Annotated in this window: 18 protein-coding genes; 9 read left to right on the top strand and 9 right to left on the bottom strand. The window is 66.9% G+C overall.

What is annotated here, in order from left to right:
• Window positions 1-78 precede the first annotated feature (78 nt).
• Window positions 79-942: an isocitrate lyase/PEP mutase family protein gene (locus ACQY78_RS11600; protein WP_428685745.1), complete on the bottom strand. Its 864-nt coding sequence runs from the start codon at window positions 940-942 to the stop codon at window positions 79-81.
• A 105-nt stretch (window positions 943-1,047) separates the two neighbouring features.
• Here ACQY78_RS11600 and ACQY78_RS11595 point away from each other — a divergent pair, with 105 nt between their 5' ends.
• Complete coding sequence (locus ACQY78_RS11595; RefSeq protein WP_428685743.1) at window positions 1,048-2,040, top strand: Bug family tripartite tricarboxylate transporter substrate binding protein; 993 nt, start codon at window positions 1,048-1,050, stop codon at window positions 2,038-2,040.
• Window positions 2,041-2,072: 32 nt separating this feature from the next.
• Here the strand turns inward: ACQY78_RS11595 and ACQY78_RS11590 are convergent, their stop codons facing one another.
• Both ACQY78_RS11590 and ACQY78_RS11585 read right to left on the bottom strand, forming a co-directional pair.
• Window positions 2,073-3,035 carry a Bug family tripartite tricarboxylate transporter substrate binding protein gene (locus ACQY78_RS11590; RefSeq protein WP_428685741.1) on the bottom strand — a complete coding sequence of 321 codons (963 nt, stop codon included), beginning with the start codon at window positions 3,033-3,035 and terminating at the stop codon, window positions 2,073-2,075.
• A 39-nt stretch (window positions 3,036-3,074) separates the two neighbouring features.
• The gene (locus ACQY78_RS11585; RefSeq protein WP_428685739.1) at window positions 3,075-3,566 is read right to left on the bottom strand and encodes a GFA family protein; all 492 of its coding nucleotides are present in this window, start codon (window positions 3,564-3,566) and stop codon (window positions 3,075-3,077) included.
• Between the two features lie 56 nt (window positions 3,567-3,622).
• Here ACQY78_RS11585 and ACQY78_RS11580 point away from each other — a divergent pair, with 56 nt between their 5' ends.
• Both ACQY78_RS11580 and ACQY78_RS11575 read left to right on the top strand, forming a co-directional pair.
• A complete protein-coding gene (locus ACQY78_RS11580) occupies window positions 3,623-4,411 on the top strand; it encodes an SDR family NAD(P)-dependent oxidoreductase (protein ID WP_428685737.1) in 789 nt (262 codons plus the stop codon).
• Window positions 4,408-4,791 carry a lysozyme inhibitor LprI family protein gene (locus ACQY78_RS11575; protein WP_428685735.1) on the top strand — a complete coding sequence of 128 codons (384 nt, stop codon included), beginning with the start codon at window positions 4,408-4,410 and terminating at the stop codon, window positions 4,789-4,791. The genes ACQY78_RS11580 and ACQY78_RS11575 overlap by 4 nt, the downstream gene beginning before the upstream one ends.
• Window positions 4,792-4,937: 146 nt before the next feature.
• On the opposite strand, the gene ACQY78_RS11570 is transcribed toward ACQY78_RS11575, so the two are convergent.
• Together ACQY78_RS11570 and ACQY78_RS11565 are read right to left on the bottom strand one after the other, a co-directional pair.
• Window positions 4,938-5,831, bottom strand: coding sequence for a DMT family transporter (locus tag ACQY78_RS11570; RefSeq protein ID WP_428685733.1), 894 nt, complete (start codon window positions 5,829-5,831; stop codon window positions 4,938-4,940).
• A 34-nt stretch (window positions 5,832-5,865) separates the two neighbouring features.
• Window positions 5,866-6,843: a Bug family tripartite tricarboxylate transporter substrate binding protein gene (locus ACQY78_RS11565; protein ID WP_428685731.1), complete on the bottom strand. Its 978-nt coding sequence runs from the start codon at window positions 6,841-6,843 to the stop codon at window positions 5,866-5,868.
• Between the two features lie 293 nt (window positions 6,844-7,136).
• Between ACQY78_RS11565 and ACQY78_RS11560 the strand changes: the two genes are divergently transcribed.
• On the top strand, window positions 7,137-8,987 hold the full coding sequence (locus ACQY78_RS11560) for a DEAD/DEAH box helicase (RefSeq protein WP_428685729.1): 1,851 nt from the start codon (window positions 7,137-7,139) through the stop codon (window positions 8,985-8,987).
• Here the strand turns inward: ACQY78_RS11560 and ACQY78_RS11555 are convergent, their stop codons facing one another.
• Window positions 8,988-9,917, bottom strand: a complete 930-nt coding sequence (locus tag ACQY78_RS11555; RefSeq protein WP_428685727.1) for a 3-hydroxyacyl-CoA dehydrogenase family protein — start codon at window positions 9,915-9,917, stop codon at window positions 8,988-8,990. It lies immediately after the preceding gene.
• An 86-nt stretch (window positions 9,918-10,003) separates the two neighbouring features.
• Between ACQY78_RS11555 and ACQY78_RS11550 the strand changes: the two genes are divergently transcribed.
• The 3 genes from ACQY78_RS11550 to ACQY78_RS11540 all read left to right on the top strand — a co-directional run bounded on the left by ACQY78_RS11550 (window position 10,004) and on the right by ACQY78_RS11540 (window position 12,117).
• Complete coding sequence (locus tag ACQY78_RS11550) at window positions 10,004-10,777, top strand: enoyl-CoA hydratase/isomerase family protein (protein ID WP_428685725.1); 774 nt, start codon at window positions 10,004-10,006, stop codon at window positions 10,775-10,777.
• Window positions 10,778-10,907: 130 nt separating this feature from the next.
• On the top strand, window positions 10,908-11,714 hold the full coding sequence (locus ACQY78_RS11545; RefSeq protein ID WP_428685723.1) for an SDR family NAD(P)-dependent oxidoreductase: 807 nt from the start codon (window positions 10,908-10,910) through the stop codon (window positions 11,712-11,714).
• A gap of 4 nt (window positions 11,715-11,718) precedes the next feature.
• The gene (locus ACQY78_RS11540) at window positions 11,719-12,117 is read left to right on the top strand and encodes a DUF423 domain-containing protein (protein WP_428685721.1); all 399 of its coding nucleotides are present in this window, start codon (window positions 11,719-11,721) and stop codon (window positions 12,115-12,117) included.
• 2 nt (window positions 12,118-12,119) lie between these two features.
• Here ACQY78_RS11540 and ACQY78_RS11535 read toward each other — a convergent pair whose 3' ends face one another.
• Both ACQY78_RS11535 and ACQY78_RS11530 read right to left on the bottom strand, forming a co-directional pair.
• Complete coding sequence (locus tag ACQY78_RS11535) at window positions 12,120-12,602, bottom strand: CinA family protein (RefSeq protein ID WP_428685719.1); 483 nt, start codon at window positions 12,600-12,602, stop codon at window positions 12,120-12,122.
• Between the two features lie 4 nt (window positions 12,603-12,606).
• Window positions 12,607-12,951 carry a DOPA 4,5-dioxygenase family protein gene (locus ACQY78_RS11530; protein ID WP_422030936.1) on the bottom strand — a complete coding sequence of 115 codons (345 nt, stop codon included), beginning with the start codon at window positions 12,949-12,951 and terminating at the stop codon, window positions 12,607-12,609.
• An 87-nt stretch (window positions 12,952-13,038) separates the two neighbouring features.
• Here ACQY78_RS11530 and ACQY78_RS11525 point away from each other — a divergent pair, with 87 nt between their 5' ends.
• Entirely contained in the window at window positions 13,039-14,163 is a 1,125-nt protein-coding gene (locus tag ACQY78_RS11525; protein WP_422030934.1) for an acyl-CoA dehydrogenase family protein, read from the top strand.
• Between the two features lie 9 nt (window positions 14,164-14,172).
• Window positions 14,173-15,396, top strand: a complete 1,224-nt coding sequence (locus ACQY78_RS11520) for an acyl-CoA dehydrogenase family protein (protein WP_428685716.1) — start codon at window positions 14,173-14,175, stop codon at window positions 15,394-15,396.
• Window positions 15,397-15,559: 163 nt separating this feature from the next.
• On the opposite strand, the gene ACQY78_RS11515 is transcribed toward ACQY78_RS11520, so the two are convergent.
• Window positions 15,560-16,525, bottom strand: coding sequence for a tripartite tricarboxylate transporter substrate binding protein (locus ACQY78_RS11515; protein ID WP_428685714.1), 966 nt, complete (start codon window positions 16,523-16,525; stop codon window positions 15,560-15,562).
• Between the last annotated feature and the right edge of the window lie 12 nt (window positions 16,526-16,537).

Genomic DNA, 16,537 nt, shown 5'->3' with positions numbered 1-16,537 from the left:
CAGGCCGTTGCAGAAGTCGGAGTTCCGACGAATAAACGAAACAAACGATTCGGAGGCATCGGCTCCTGAATCAGGCTGCTAAGGCTGCTCCGTCGTCCGCTTCTCGATCTCGATCAGCATCGGCAGGTCGACGGTCCTGTGCTGCTCCTTCTGCAGACGCGTCCAGTCGTCCTGCGGGCGGGAGCGGATTGCGAAGCCGTTGGTCGCCAGTTCGGCATAGACCTTCTTCATCGCCTCGTAGGCGGCAAGCAGCGGCGTTGCCGGATCGATCAGCAGGCGGAAGCCGCAGGCGTGCAGGTCGGACGCCGTCATGTCGAGCGAGGCGAGGCCGCCCGGCTTCAGGATGTTGACCAGTGGCGGCTTCAGCCGCTCGCCGATGTAGCGCACGGCTTCCTGCGTGTAAGGAATGAGCAGCAGCGAATCGGCGCCGGCCTTTTTGTAGGCCTCGCACCGACGGATCGCGTCGTCGATGTTAGTCGACCGCACGGCGATGGTGCGCGCGATGATGTGCGTCTCGGGATTGCGCCGGGCGCGCACCAGCTCCCTGATCTTGTCGACCATGTCTTCCAGCGGCACCATGTGCTCGATGCCGATGTGATGATGGGCGCGTTTCGGCAGGATCTGGTCCTCAACCTCGATGGCGGCGAAGCCCGCGGCCTCGGTCATGCCCATGGTGCGATGCATGTGCATCGGGTCGCCGAATCCCGCGGCGGCATCGAAGATCAGCGGCAGGCGCGAGGAGGTGCGGATCTCGAGCGCCGTCTGGCAGAGCTCGGTCAGGGTCAGGTTGGCTTCTAGATAGATGCGCTGGTAGCCGGTCGCGCCGCCCCCGAGATAGAGCGCCTCAAAGCCCGCTTCCTCTGCCATGCGCGCCATCATCGGGTCGAGCACCAGCGGCGCCAGCACCGGCGTCGGGCCCTGCATCATCTTCGTGAGACTCAATCGACGTTCCTCCAATGCCGTGATGTTTGCGGCCTGCGGAATGGGCGTCCAACGATTTCTTGTCGGTGCCGGGTCGCTGTTTCATCGTGCGGGACAACGGGAGGAATGAAGATGCGGAACGGGCTGAAAACGGCTGTCGCGCTGCTCACACTGCTGGCGGCGACGGTGCTGGGCGCGGGTACCACCTCGGCGCAGGCCTGGCCCACCAAGCCGATCAAGCTGATCAATGGTTTCCCGCCCGGCGGCGGTACCGACATTCTGGCGCGTCTCGTCGCTGAGAAGCTGACGGGCGTGCTAGGTCAGCAGGTGATCGTCGAGAATCGTACCGGCGCCAACGGACTGATCGCGGCCCAGGCCGTCGCTTCCGCGCCGGGCGATGGCTACACGATCCTGCTCTACACGATGAGCATGGCATCGACGGCGCCGGTCATGCCGGGCGTCACGCTCAGCTTCGATCCCGACAAGGATCTGATGCCGGTGATCATGATCGCCGGTGTCGAGAACCTGCTCTACGTGAACCCGAAGCTGCCTTTCAAGACGGTCAAGGAGATCATCGATTACGCGAAAGCCAATCCGGACAAGCTGACCTACGGCTCGTCGGGCGTCGGCAGTTCCTACCAGCTGTGGGCCGCGCTCTTCACATCGATGGCCGACATCAAGATGCTGCACGTGCCTTTCCGCGGCGGTCCGCCGGCCATCGCCGAGATCATCGCCGGCCGGGTCGACATGATGTTCGGCAACCTGGCCGAGGTCCTGCCGTATGTCCGCTCCGGTGCGGTGCGGGCCATCGCCTTCACCAGCGCGCCGCCGTCGCCCGAATTGCCGGGAGTGCCCACCATAGCCCAGTCGGGCCTGCCGGATTATCGCGCCGACAACTGGTTCGGCATCGGCGCGCCTGCCGGCACGCCCAAGGAGGTGATCGATCGTCTCAATACCGAGATCGGCAAGATCGTGGCGACCAAGGAATTCGGGGCGCGACTGCAGTCGCTGGGCTTCCAGCCGCTGGGCGGCAGCGTCGCGGACATGAAGCAGGCGATCGTGCGCGATCGCGCTAAGTGGAAAGCGGTGATCGACGCCCAGGGCATCCGCGCCGAATAGGGCGCGGATGCATTCATCGAATTGACTGACGGCTACTCGGCCGAGATCTTCCCGACTTCGATGACGTTCCTCCAGCGGGCGATCTCGCCCGTGAGGAACTTGGCGAACTCCTCGCCATTGCTGGCGACGACTTCGAAGCCCACCGCCTCGAACTGCGCCTTGATGTCGGGCGCCGTGGCCGAGGCGATCAGCTCGGCTTCGAGCTTCTGGCGCACGTCGGCCGGCAGGCCCTTCGGTGCGGCCGCGGCCTGCCACGAGTAGACTTCGAGATCCTTCACGCCGGCTTCGGTCATGGTCGGAACGTCCGGCAGCGCGGGCGCCCGCGCGGCACTGGTTACGCCGAGCGCCTTCAGCTTGCCCGACTTCACGTGCTGGGCGATCGCGCCCAGATTCTGGAACGAGACGTTGGCGTGGCCCGAGATCAGGTCGCTGATGGCCGGTCCGCCGCCTTTGTAGGGAACGTGGATGCCGGTGGTACCGGTCTTCTGCAGGAACAGCGCCGCCGTCAGGTGATCGGACGAACCGGTGCCGGACGAGGCGAAGGTCACCTTGTCGGGGTTCTTCTTCAGGTACTCGACGAGCTCGGCGACGGTGTTGGCGGGGAAACCGGGATTGGCCACCAGAACGTTGGGCGTGCGCACGGCGACGCTGAGCAGGTCGAAATCCTCGAGCGGATTGTAGCGCAGGTCCTTGAAGAGGGCCGGATTGATGCCGAACACGCCGATCGAACCCACGAGGAACGTGTAGCCGTCGGGCTTGGCCTGCTTCAGCGCCGCCGCGCCGATCGAGCCATTGGCGCCGCCGCGATTGTCGACCACGACCGACTGGCTCACGCGTTCGGCCAGCTTCTTGGTGAGCAGGCGGGCCGTCATGTCCGACGCGCCGCCCGGCGGGAAGGGGACGATGACCGTAATGGCCCGGTCGGGATACTCGGCCTGCGCGGACAGGCTCGCAAAGGCGGTCAGGACGAACGCCAATATACTCAACGCTTTCATACTTTCTTTTTCCTCCCAGTGATTTTCGCCGGACCTATATCAGGACGCGCTCTTCGCCCTCAACGTCGCAAACCGTTCGAGGCTATCCGCCGGCCAGAGCTGCGTGCGGTCGTAATACTCCTCGACGGCCGGCACGCCGGCGGGGAGCGCGACCCAGGGCTGTTTGCTCATGGTGAAGATATGGACGTCGGGCGGCAATCGGTCAGGCTCGTCGAGCGTGCCGACGCGCACGAAATGGACGGTCGGTCCGGCGCCGGAATAGTTGCTCCACACCGCGATGCGGCATTTCGGGCAGCGCGAGATCTTCTGGCCCTTGCCGCTGAGCGTCGGCGTGTCGATCACCTCGACGTCGCCGCCCAGCCTCTCGACCCGGGCGGCCTCGATCATCGCGTTCATCGCGAAGGCGGTTCCCGAATCGCGCTGGCACCAGCGGCAGTGGCAGCAATGCACAAACAGCGGCCTGGAGGTGAGCCTGTAGCGGACATGCCGGCAGGTGCAGCCGCCCTCGAAGGTCTCCGTCTTGCTGGTCATTGCGTTCGTCTCCCGGCTAAGGTCCGCGCCTCAAATCATCTGGGCGGAGAGTAGACATGGCCGGACGGCTGCAGGGCAAGGTGGCGGTGGTGACGGGCGCAGCGCCACGCGGCGAGGGCGTGGGCAACGGCATGGCGACGGCGCTGCTGTTCGCCAAGGAAGGCGCCAAGGTCGTGCTGGTGAACCGCAGCGCCGAGCGCGCCGAGAAGCTCGCCGAGCAGATCAAGGGCGAGGGCGGCGAGGCGTCGGTGTTCGCGGCCGACGTGGCGAAGGCCGACGAGGCCGAGGCGATGGCCGACTTCGCGATGAAGACCTACGGCCGCCTCGACATCCTGCACAACAATGTCGGCATCGGCGGGCCGGGCACGCCGGAGACCGTCACGCTCGAGACCTGGAACAAGGTACTGGAGACCAACCTCACGACGACCATGCTCTGCACCAAGTCCTGCCTGCCGCGCATGAAGGAAGGCGGCGGCGGCTCGATCATCATGGTGTCGTCGATCGCCGGTGCCCTGGGTTTGATGGGAAGCGCCGGCGCGGTGGCCTACGCGACGGCCAAGGCCGGCCTCCATGGTTTCACCCTGTCGGTCGCGGCCGACTATGCGACCCAGAACATCCGTGCCAACTGCATCATCGTCGGCTCGGTACACACGCCGATGGTGGCGCATCTCGGCGACGAAGCGCGGGACCGGCGCAAGAAGATGGTGCCGATGCAGGTCGAGGGCACGGCCTGGGATATCGCCCATGGCGCCGTCTATCTCGCCTCCGACGAATCGCGCTGGGTGACCGGCGTGATGCTGCCGATCGATGGCGGCCTCGTCGCGCTGAGGGCGTGGCCGCGATGATCCGGCGCCTGGTCGCGCTTCTCGGCTCGGCGGTGGCGATGCATTTCGTGCCGCTGACGGGCTTTGCGCAGAGCCAGATGGACCTCAATCAGCAGGCGGGAGCGGCCCTGCAGGACGCGGACCGGCAACTGAATGCCGCCTACACCAAGCTGCGGACACGCCTCGGACCCGAGAGCCGCACCCGCCTTCAGGCGGCTGAAGAGGCGTGGATCCGCTTTCGCGACCGGGAATGCGCCTTCATCGGCGCGCCTACCGACGGTGGCTCGATCCACGGCATGATCGTCGCTCAATGCCAGGCGCGCCTCACGCTCGTGCGCGTGAAGGACCTCGAGGCCCAGCTCAATTGCCAGGAAGGCGACCTGTCCTGCGTCAGGGAGTAGAGGCGGATCTGTCGTCCTGAGTGAAGCGAAGGACCTGACGGGCCGACCAAAGGACTCCGTAGCGGACGCGAGATCCTGCGCGTCGCTCCAGAGCGGGGGTTACCCCGCTCGCGATGACAAGGACTGCCCAGCTGGAGTGCACACGCCTATGCGGCCGGGGAAGCCGCGCGCCTCTCGCGGTGCCACGTGTAGAGGCCTGAGGCCACGATCACGGCGGCGCCGGCCAGGGTCCAGGCGTCGGGAATGTCACCGAAGACGATGGCGCCCAGGATCGTGACGAAGACCAGCAGCGTGTAGCTGTAGGGCTGCACGGCGCCCGCCTCGGCATAGTCGAGCGCCTTGATCAGCGAGTAGTGCGCCAGCGCGCCCAGCGAGGCGATGGCGAACAGCAGGGCCCAGCCCTTGGCGTCCGGCCAGACCCATTGCCACGGCCCGACCAGCGTCGTGGCGCCGAACGCCACGAAGGCCGACCAGACCAGCGTCGTGTCGGGTGTGTCGGTGCGCGAGCACAGGCGCACCAGAATCTGGTAGCCGCCCCACAGGACGGCGCCGGCCACCGGCAGCAGGAGCGGCCAGTCGAGTTCGCGGAAGCCCGGTCGCACGATCAGCAGCACGCCGACGAAACCGGCAGCCACGGCCGCCCATCGGGCCGGTCCTGCGCGCTCGCCGAGGAACAGCACGCCGAGCGCGATCACGATCAGCGGCGAGGTGGCGGCGACCGCATGAGTGTCCGCCAGCGGCAGGTAGCGGAAGGCCAGCACGAACACCGCACTTTCGATCGCCGCCAGCAAGGCACGGCCGAACTGCAGCCACGGGCGTGCCGAGCGCGCGGCGGCGCGCAGGCCGCGGCGGCGAACGATCAGCCAGGCGAACAGGCAGAAGACGGCATAACGGACCCACATCATCTGGCCGATCGGATAGTCGGCCACCATCCACTTGGAGATCGTGTCCATACCGGCGAACCCCAGCATGGCGAGCATGGTGAAGATCGCGCCACGGGACGTGTTGTTACGACCGAAGGCGGCCGCTCGTGGTGTCATACGGCGGCGAACTCCATGCCGGTCTCCGGGAGCCCTATTCGAGCTTGATGCCGGTATCCTTTACCACCTTCGCCCAGTTTTCGACCTCGCGGGTGCGCCAGGTATCGCTCTGCGCGGGCTTGTAGAGAACCGGCTCGGCGCCGAGTTCCTTGAGCCGCGCCGCCACCTCGGGGATCTTCGTCGTCTTGTCGATCTCGACATAGAGACGCTCCAGTACTTCCGGCGGCGTGCCCCGGGCGGCCAGGAAGCCCTGCCAGCTTCCGGTCACGAAGTCCTTGATGCCGGCCGCCTCGATTACGGTCGGGAGATCGGGCGCCAACTCGTTGCGCGTGGCGCTCGACACAGCCAGCCCGCGCAGCTTGCCGCTCTTCACATGCGGCAGGGTGGCGATCATGCCGTTGAACAGCGCGTCGGCATGGCCGCCCGCGACCTGCTGGATCGCCTCGGCGCCGCCCTTCATCGGGATGAAGGTGATCTTGAGGCCGAGCGAGTGGGCGAACAGGGCGCCCGCGAGATGCGGCGCGCTGCCCAGCCCCGCCGTCGCGTAGTTCAGCTTGTCCGGATTGGCCTTGGCGAATGCAATCAATTCGGCCGCGGTCTTGTAGGGACGATCCGGCGCGGCGGCGAGCAGGTGCGGCGTGTAGGCCAGCACGGTGACGGCGTTGAAGTCCTTGGCGACGTCGAACGGCAATTTCATCACCGAGGGTGAGATCGTGAGATTGCCGAGGTCGGTCAGCACCAGCGTGTAGCCGTCGGGGGCCGACTTCGCGACCATGTCGACGGCGATGTTACCGTTGGCGCCGGTGCGGTTCTCGACGACGACCGACTGGCCGAGGGCGGCCTGCAGGTGCGGCTGCATCAGGCGCGCGAGGATGTCGGAGGTGCCGCCCGGTGCGTACGGGATGAGAATCCGGACCGGCTTGGCGGGAAAGGTCTGAGCCCGGGCGCTGGTCCCGATCGACGGTGCGGCTACCGCGGCGGCTGCGGCCGTGAGAAGCTGTCTGCGGCGCATCGTTCACTCCCTAAGTGCTTGTTTTGAAGACACTCTAGGGAGCGGCCTGCTGGAAGGCCAGCAATCCGCTTGACTCCGCTGCGCTGCAGCATCATATACGCGCCAGCTCGCAGGTAAGCGGGCTTCAAAGATTTCTCGCGATCGCGCGACGCGCCCCATTCCTTTGTGACGGCGCCTCATCCCGAGACAATCCCCCAAGACAAGAGCCGTCCCAGCCGCGCGCGGGAACGGGCCTAACGCCGCCACAGATGCGCGTGCCCAGAAGGCACGCCGGCGGCAAGTAAGGATTTTCAGTGAGTGAAGTTACGTTTGCGAGCCTCGGTCTGGCCGAGCCGCTGCTGCGTGCATTGAACGCCGCGAACTACACCGTGCCGACGCCCATCCAGGCGCGCACGATTCCGGCCCTGCTGCAGGGCCGTGATGTGCTGGGCATCGCCCAGACCGGTACCGGCAAGACGGCGGCGTTCGCGCTGCCCGTGCTGCAGCTTCTGTCCGAGTCGAAGGAACGCGCCCAGCCCAAGAGCCCGCGCGCCCTCGTGCTGGCGCCGACCCGCGAACTCGCGGTCCAGATCGCCCGCAGCTTCGACACCTATGGTCGCGGCCTCGGCCTGCGCCTCTGCACCGTCGTTGGCGGCCTGGGTTACGGTCGCCAGATCGAGACCCTGTCGCGCGGCGTCGACATCCTGATCGCCACGCCCGGCCGTCTGCTCGATCTCGTCGAGCGCGGCAACGTGAAGCTCGGACAGGTCAGCTTCTTCGTGCTCGACGAAGCCGATCGCATGTTCGACATGGGCTTCATCCGCGACGTCCGTCGCATCGCGGCCTCGGTCTCGAAGAACCGCCAGACGCTGCTGTTCTCGGCCACCATGCCGAACGACATCGCCAAGCTTTCTGCGGAAATTCTCAAGAACCCGGAGAAGGTCGAGATCGCGCCGCAGGGCCGCACCGTCGAGAAGATCGACCAGCGCGTCTACTTCGTGAACGCCGGCCTCAAGCGCACCCTGCTCAATCATCTCCTGACCGATGAGAGCCTCGAGCGCGTCATCATCTTCACGCGCACCAAGCGCGGCGCCAACCGCGTCGCCGAGGCGCTGGAAGATCGCGGCGTGCGCTCCGAGGCGATCCACGGCAACAAGTCGCAGAACGCCCGCCAGAAGGCGCTCGACAATTTCAGCCGCGGCAAGGCCCGCGTCCTGGTCGCGACCGATCTCGCCTCGCGCGGCATCGACGTGCAGGGCGTGACCCACGTCATCAACTTCGAGCTGCCGGCCGATGCCGAGAGCTATGTCCATCGTATCGGCCGCACCGCGCGCGCCGGCGCCTCGGGCATCGCGATCTCGTTCTGCGACGGCAGCGAGCGCGGCCAGCTCAAGGGTATCGAGCGGCTGACCAACCAGCGGATCCCGGTCGTCCCGACGCCGGCCAACGAAGACATGCCGCAGTTGCCGCCGCCCAAGGCGCGCGCTGAGGGCGACGATCGTGATGATCGCGACGAGCGTCCCCGCGAGGGCCGTGGTGGTCCGCGTGGCGCCGGCCGTCCCGGTGGCGGTGGTCGTCCTGGCGGCGGCGGTCGTCCCGGCGGTCATCGCTCGTTCGGCGACCGTGCCAACCATGATCGTTCGCGCGGCGACCGTCCGCCGGCGCATGCCGACAGCCAGTTCCGCGGTGGCGACTTCCGCGATGCCCCGCAGGGTGATCGTCCCCACGGTGATCGTCCTCACGGCGACCGCCCCCAGGGTGATCGTCCGCGTGGTCCGCGCCCGCAGGGTGATCGCCCGTTCGGCGACCGCCCCCGTGGTGACCGTCCTCATGGCGATCGTCCCCATGGTGATCGTCCCCATGGTGATCGTCCGCAGGGCGACCGCTTCGATCGCGCGCAGGGTGATCGTCCGCAGGGTGATCGTCCCCATGGCGATCGCCCGCAGGGTGACCGCCCGCGCTCGTTCGGCGATCGTCCGAACCACAATGGTGGCGGCGGCCAGTATGCGCCGCGTCCGCACGGCGACCGTCCCCACGGCGACCGCCCGCAAGGCGATCGCCCGGCCGGCGATCGTCCGCAGGGTCCGCGTCCCCAGTGGAAGGGCCGGCGCTTCGGCGGTGGAGGCGGCGGCGGCGGTGGCCGCGGTCGAGGCCGCGCTGCCTAGCTAGAGAATTCCTTCCTCGCGGAAGATTTCCAGACATTTAGAGAGAGCGCGCTCATATCGGGCGCGCTCTTTCGCTATCGAGGCATCGTCCCAGTCGAAGAAGCCGCCCTTGGTCTTGAAGCCGATGCGGCCCTGGTCGACATTGCGCTGCAGGACCGGCGGCGGGCCGTCGGCATTGCTGAGGTCGGGCCAGATGATCTTGGCGACGGCACAGGTCGTATCCCAACCCGAATGCTCTTTCTGCGTGATCGGGCCGGCGGCGGCGTAGCGGAAGCCGAAGGAGAGACGCACGGTGGCGTCGATGTCCTCGGGCGAGGCGACGCCTTCCTCGATCAGCCACAGCGCCTCGCGCATCAGCGCGCCCTGGATGCGGTTGCCCAGGAAGCCGATCACGTCCTTCTTCACCTGGACGGGCCGCTTGCCCAGGTCGCTCATGATCGCGCCGACCTTCTCGGCCAGCGCCACATCGGTGTGAACGGAGCGCACAACCTCGACCAGCGGGATCAGGTGCGCGGGCATGAAGAAGTGCAGGCCCATCATGCGGTCCTGACTCGCCAGGCCCTTGCCGATTTCGCTGATCGGGAAGCTCGACGAGTTCGAGGTGAGCGGCACGCCGGGACGGGAAAGCTTCTCCATGTCGGCGAAGATCTTCTGCTTGAGCGCCAGATCCTCCGTCACCGTCTCGACCGCGATGTCGATCTTGGCCCAGGGCGCCTCCTCGAGGGTCGCATAGGTCGCGAGGCCCGAGACATCGCCCGGTTTTCCCATCGCCTGAAGCGCGCGGGATGTCGCCGCAGGCAGGCCGTCGCGGGTCGAAGCGGAGCGCGACACGACGTCCACCTTCCAGCCGCCGCCCAGGAACATGGCGATGATTCCGACGCCCATCGTGCCTCCGCCCAGCACCAGGGCGTGTCGTTCGCTTTGCGGCATTCCTTTTCCTCCCGTATCGACGCGTGCCCCCTGCCGGGGCAGTATCCGGCCCAAGTTAACCGGATTTTCAACGCGGGAGAAAACACATGAGCAGCACCTTCACGGATATCGGAATCAGCACCGAAGGCGCGGTCGGAATCGTCGAGATCCAACGGCCGCCGCACAACTTCTTCGACAACTCGCTGATCAACCAGATCGCCGATGCCTTCGAGGCGTTCGACCGCGACGACAAGATCCGCGCCTACGTGCTGTGCGCCCAGGGCAAGTCGTTCTGCGCCGGCGCCGATTTCGCCAACCGCCCGCAGACCGGCGCGGCCGAGAGCGGCAAGCATCTCTACAAGGAAGCCACGCGCCTGTTCCGTGCCAAGAAGCCGAGCGTTGCGGCCGTGCAGGGCCCGGCGATCGGCGGCGGCCTCGGCCTCGCGCTGATGCCGGACTTCCGCGTCGCCGCGCCGGAAGCGCGCTTCGCCGCCAACTTCACGCGCCTCGGCTTCCATCCCGGTTTCTCGCTCACCTACACGCTGCCGCGCCTGATCGGACAGCAGAAGGCGAACCTGATGTTTCTCACCGGCCGCCGCATCGGTGGCGAGCAGGCGGTGGAGTGGGGCCTGGCCGACGTGCTGGCGCCGCTCGCCGACGTCCGCAAGGAAGCGATCAAGCTCGCGCAGGAGATCGCCGAGAGCGCGCCGCTCGCGGTGATGTCGACGCGTGAGACGATGCGCCGTGGCTTCGCCGACGGCGCCGAGGCGGCGACCGAGCGTGAGCTCACCGAGCAGGACTGGACGCGCAAGACCGAGGACTTCAAGGAAGGCGTCAAGTCGTACGCCGAGAAGCGCCCCGGCAACTGGAAGAACCGCTAACACCACGTCCCTGGCTTTCCCCCTCCGCCGCGGCGCCTTCACAGGCGCCTGAGGGCACCTCCCCCGTCAGACGGGGGAGGCTGGGTGGGGGAAAGCTACAGTGACGCCGTCAGCATCGAGGGAGATTGAGATGGCTCAGGTCTCGGGCAAGGTCGCCATCGTCACGGGTGGTGCTTCCGGCATCGGCGAGGCCTGTGCCGAAACGCTGGCACGCGAAGGCGCGTCGGTTCTCATCACCGATATCGACGACACGCTGGGAAAGGGTGTCGTCGAGCGCATCATCAAAGCCGGCGGCAAGGCGCACTATGTGCGTCATGACGTGCGCGACGAAGGCGCGTGGCCGGGCATCGTCGCCGACGCCGAGAAGCGCTACGGCCGCCTCGACATCATGGTGGCGAATGCCGGCATCGGCATCATGTCGCCGATCGCGACCATGACGCTCGCCGACTGGCAGCGTCAGCAGGCGATCAACCTCGACGGCGTGTTCCTCTCCATCAAATATTCGATTCCCGCGATGAAGCGGGTGGGTGGCGGCTCGATCGTGCTGATGTCGTCGGTCGCCGGCCTGCGCGGCGCGCCGGGCCTCGCGGCCTATTCGGCGACCAAGGGCGGCGTTCGCCTGCTGGCCAAGTCGGTGGCGCTCGAGCACGCGGCCGACAACATCCGCTGCAATTCGGTGCATCCCGGCATCATCGCCACGCCGATCTGGGAGAAGATCCCGACCGGCGCCGAAGGCAATCGCCGCAACGCCCCGATCGATCCGCGCGAGCGCGCCGCCGCTTCGGTGCCGCTGCCGCGAGTCGGCGAGGCGCAGGACATCGCCAATGGCGTTCTGTTCCTGAGCAGCGACGCGTCGAACTACATCACCGGCCAGGAGCTGGTGATCGACGGCGGCATGACCGCCGGCGGCCGCCCGTCGCGGCCGCAGCAGCAATAGTCCGATGGGCGACGCCGCGCGGCTCTGGATCGTCGTTGCCGCGCTGAGCGGCGCGATCTCCGTCATCGTCGGCGCGTTCGCCGCGCATGGTCTGGACCTGCGCACGGAAGCCGGTCTGAAGGCGCGCGACTGGCTGCAGACCGGCAGCCACTATCAGATGTTCCATGCCCTGGCGATGCTGGGCGTATGCGCCCTGGCCGGCGCAGAGCTCGTGAGCGTGCGCCTGGCCGTCGTCGCTTTGTGGCTGTTCCTCGCGGGCAGCGTCCTCTTCCCCGGCGCGCTCTATTCCCTGTCGTTCGGCGGCCCGCGATGGTTCGGCGCCGTGGCGCCGATCGGCGGTCTCGCCTTCATCGCGGGCTGGGTGTTCCTGGCGATCGCCGCGCTGAAGCGGCCCATCGGCTGATCTCAGGAAAGCTGTTCGTCCAAAAGCTTGAGCGCTTCGGCGGCGAAGGCGCGCATGTTGGCGACGCGATCGTCGGAGCCGGTGCGCAGGGTGCGCGCCACATTCCCGTGGGGGCCGACGACGGCCACGCAGGTGTGTCCCGCGGGATCGCCATAGGAATTGCCGGTCGGACCCGAGGCGCCAGTCTCGGCCAGGCCCCAGGTCGTCTTGAGACGTTCGCGGACATGCTCGGCGGCCAGCAGCGCCCACGGCTCGGAGGAGGAGCGGACGCCGGCGCGCTTCTCGCGCGGCACGGCGAGGAAGGCATCGCCGGCCGGCCGGGTGTAGACGACGGCGCCGCCCATGAAATAGGCCGAGGCGCCCGGTATGGCGAGCAGCGCGGCGGAAATCAGACCGCCAGCCGACGATTCGGAAATGCCGACGGTCTCTTTGCGGGCTTTCAGTTTTTCGCCGACGCGTTGGGCGAGCGGGAGCAGGGAGTCCATCGGGTCAGTCCTTCTTCGTGAAGATGTCGAGGACCAGCGGCACCTGCTGGCCCATCCAGATCGCGCGGTCGCGATGATCCTCCAGATCGTGCCCGGTGTTGGGATGAATGAACACCGTAAGTTCGCCGCGGTTCAGGGTCAGCCATGACAGGACCGGCTCGAACTGTTCGTTCTTCAGGGCGACCTGATAGCTGAAGCGCGGATGCGGCCCGACCGGCTTCTCATGGAAGCGGCCCATCTCGATGGGGAAGGTCTTCTCGATACGCTCGCGCAACGCCCACGCCGCGTCTCGCGACGCTTCGTCGAAGTAGACGTGTGCGTGCCAGTCCTTGATTTCGTCAGTGTTCATAACGTTCACCATAATGCGCAGCACAACCCGCCTGTCGGAACCCAGAGCCGTTCCCCGAGCGGAGCAGGCTTGCTAGGGTCAGGCATCATGAACTTCGATTTCTCCGACGACCAGAAGCTGCTCAAGGAGCAGGTTCGCAAATTCCTCGCCGACAAGTGCCCCACCAAAGTGGTGCGGCGCGTGCTCGACGGACCCGAAACACACGCGGAAGATGTCTGGAAAGGACTCGTCGATCTCGGCGTGCCGGCCCTCGGCATTCCCGAAGAATATGGCGGCATGGGACTGTCGCCGCTGGAGGTCTGCGTCGTCGCCGAGGAGATCGGCCGCGCCGCGGCGCCGGTGCCGTTCGACACGTCGGTCGTGCTGGCGACGGAGGCGCTGAAGCTCGCGGGCTCCGACGCGCAGAAGAAGAAATGGCTGCCCGAACTCGCGTCGGGCAAGGCGATCGGCACGCTGGCCATCGCCGAAGGCGCGCAGCCGCCGAAGCCGCGCAACATCCGCACGACGTTCGGTGGCGGCCGTCTCAACGGCAGGAAGCTGCCGGTGACCGATGGCGAAGCCGCGACCTTCGCCATCGTGCTCGCCAACAGCGGCGGCTCCGGCGATCGCGCGGTGTCGCTCGTGCTGGTCGATCTCACGCAAACGGGCGTTGCGAAGAAGCGCATCGAGACGATTGATCCGGCGCGCAAGCATGCCGAACTCACGTTCAACGACGCGACGGCCGAGCTGCTGGGCGGCGAGGGCGAAGGCTGGCGCCTGCTCGAGCGGCTCTACGATGCGGCGGCGGTCTACTTCGCATTCGCCCAGGTGGGCGGCGCGGAGGCCGCGATGTGGATGGCGCGCGACTATGCGCTGCAGCGCCAGGCCTTCGGGCGTGCGATCGGCTCCTACCAGGCGATCAAGCACAAGCTGGCGGACTGCTACGTGAAGCTCGAGCTGGCACGCTCCAACGCCTACTACGGCGCGATGATGCTGACCGAGGACGGCGCCGACCTGCCGCTCGCCGCGGCGGCGGCGCGCATTGCCGCGACCGACGCCTACGACTTCGCGGCCAAGGAGAACATCCAGACCCATGGCGGCATCGGCTTCACCTGGGAGGCCGACACGCAGTTCCACTATCGCCGCTCGCGCCTGCTGGCCCTGTCGATCGGCGGTCCGATGGCGTGGAAGGACAAGCTGGTGACCCGTCTCGAACAGAAGAACGCGGCCTAGGAGGGAACGATGGATTTCAACGACACCCAGGAAGAAGCCGCCTTCCGTCAGGAAGTGCGCAGCTGGCTCAACGCCAATGCCACGCGCAAGAGCGACGACACGCAAAGCAACCGCGCGCGCAACGACGACCCCGAGCTGCTGAAGAAAGCCAAGGAGTGGCAGGACAAGAAGGCCACGGCCGGCTACGCGCGCCTGACCTGGCCCAAGGAGTTCGGAGGTCGTGGTGCTTCGCCGATCCTGCAGGTGATCTACCAGCAGGAGGAGGCGAACTATCTGGTGCCGCTGGGCTTCTTCGACATCGGGCTGGGCATGTGCATCCCGACCATGATGGCCTATGCCACGCCCGAGCAGCTCAAGCGCTACGTGAAGCCCGCGCTGCATGGCCAGGAAGTGTGGTGCCAGCTCTTCTCCGAGCCGGCGGCCGGATCCGACGTGGCGGGCATCCGCACCAAGGCCGAGCGCGACGGCGACGACTGGATCATCAACGGCCAGAAGGTCTGGACGTCGGGCGCCCACTATTGCGACTTCGGCATCGTGATCACGCGCACGGATCCGAATGTTCCCAAGCATGCCGGTCTCACCATGTTCTTCCTCGACATGAAGACGCCGGGCGTCGAGGTCCGTCCGATCAAGCAGATGTCGGGCGGCGCCAACTTCAACGAGGTGTTCTTCACCAACGTCCGCATCCCCGACAGCCAGCGGCTGGGCAAGGTGGGCGAGGGCTGGAAGGCCGCGCTCACGACACTCATGAACGAGCGTCTCGCTGTCGGCCTGCCGTCGGGCGGCCTCGATATCGACGAGCTGATGGAGCTGGCGCGCGAGACCGAGCTGGAAGACGGCGCGGCGATCCGCAACCAGCAGGTCCGCTCGAAGATCGCCGACTGGTACGTGCAGCAGCAGGGCCTCAAGCTCACCCGCTACCGCACGCTGACGGCGCTCTCCAAGGGCCAGACGCCGGGTCCGGAATCCTCGATCATCAAGATCGTTGCCGCGCCCAAGATGCAGGACATGGGCGCCTTCGCAATGGAGCTGATGGGCCATGCCGGCATCATGAAGGAGGACGTGCCCTTCGCGGCCGGCTTCCAGGCGCAATGGATCGGCGGCGCCGGCTTCCGCATCGCCGGCGGCACCGACGAGATCCTGCGCAACATCGTGGCCGAGCGCGTGCTGGGACTGCCCGCCGATATTCGTGTCGACAAGGACGTGCCGTTCAATCAGCTCGGGAAGAAGTAGGGCTCCTCATTTACCTCCCCTTCGCGGATGCCGCGAAGGGGAGGTGCCCTCGTCTTACGAGGGCGGAGGGGTCAAAGCCGCAGCAAGAATTCTTATCTATTCTGTCCCGTGTGGGCTCTCGCGCTTGGTTACAAGCGCTGCCGCCCACCGCTCTCAAACAACGTTAACGTTGTTTGAGAGCCCACTCCGTATATTTCGTCGCCGCCGCATGCGAGTCGGCGTAGTACTTCGCGTACTCCGCACCGACCATCGGCTTCAGCGCGAGGCCCTGCTCGTCCATCTTCTTGATGTGCTCGGGATCGTTGATCGCCTTCAGGAAGGCGGTCTCGAGGACCTTGATCGCGTCGGCGGGCGTGCCCTTCGGCACGGCGATGCCGCGCGTCGAGGAGGAGATCACCGACGGGAAGCCGAGCTCCTTGGTGGTCGGCACGTCCGGCAGGAACTTGGAGCGCACGTCGTCGGTGACGACGAGGGCCCGCAGCTCGCCCGACTTCACGCGCTTCACGATGCCGCCGACATTGTCGAAGGCGCAATCGACATGGCCGCCCATGACGCCGGTGAGCTGCTGGGCGGAGCCCTCGAAGTGGACGATGCGGAAGTCGACCTTGGCCGCGTCGTCGACCATCAGGATCGCCAGATGGTCGTCGCTCAGGATGCCGGTGGTGCAGGCGCTGATCTTGCCGGGCGCTTTTTTGGCGGCGTCGAGCAGGTCGGCGAAGGTCTTGTAGGGGCTGTCCGCCTTCACCCACACCACGCCGGGGTCGAGCACCTGGTTCACCACGGGCACGAAGCTGTCCATCTTGAACGCCGCCTTGCGCTCCGGATCGAGAACGATCGTGCTGACGCTCGGCAGGTTGATGAAGGTGACGGTGTAGCCGTCCGGCCGCGCGCGGGCGCCCTCGGTGAAGCCGATCTGGCCGCCGGCGCCGCCCTTGTTCACGACGGTGATGGGCTGGCCGAGATCCTTCTCCGCGATCGAGGCGAGGATGCGGGCGCCGATGTCGGTGTTCCCGCCGGCCGGGAAGGCGACGATCATCTGCACGGCCTTGCGCGGGAAGTTCTGCGCGAAGGCGGGGGGCGCGAGAGCGGTGGCGCCGGCTGCGGCGATCAGGGTGCGTCTGCGAAGCATGAGAGTCCTCCT

Source organism: Reyranella sp., assembly GCF_965279625.1.
Lineage (GTDB): Bacteria > Pseudomonadota > Alphaproteobacteria > Reyranellales > Reyranellaceae > Reyranella.
This window is presented reverse-complemented; position numbering and strand designations above follow the sequence as displayed.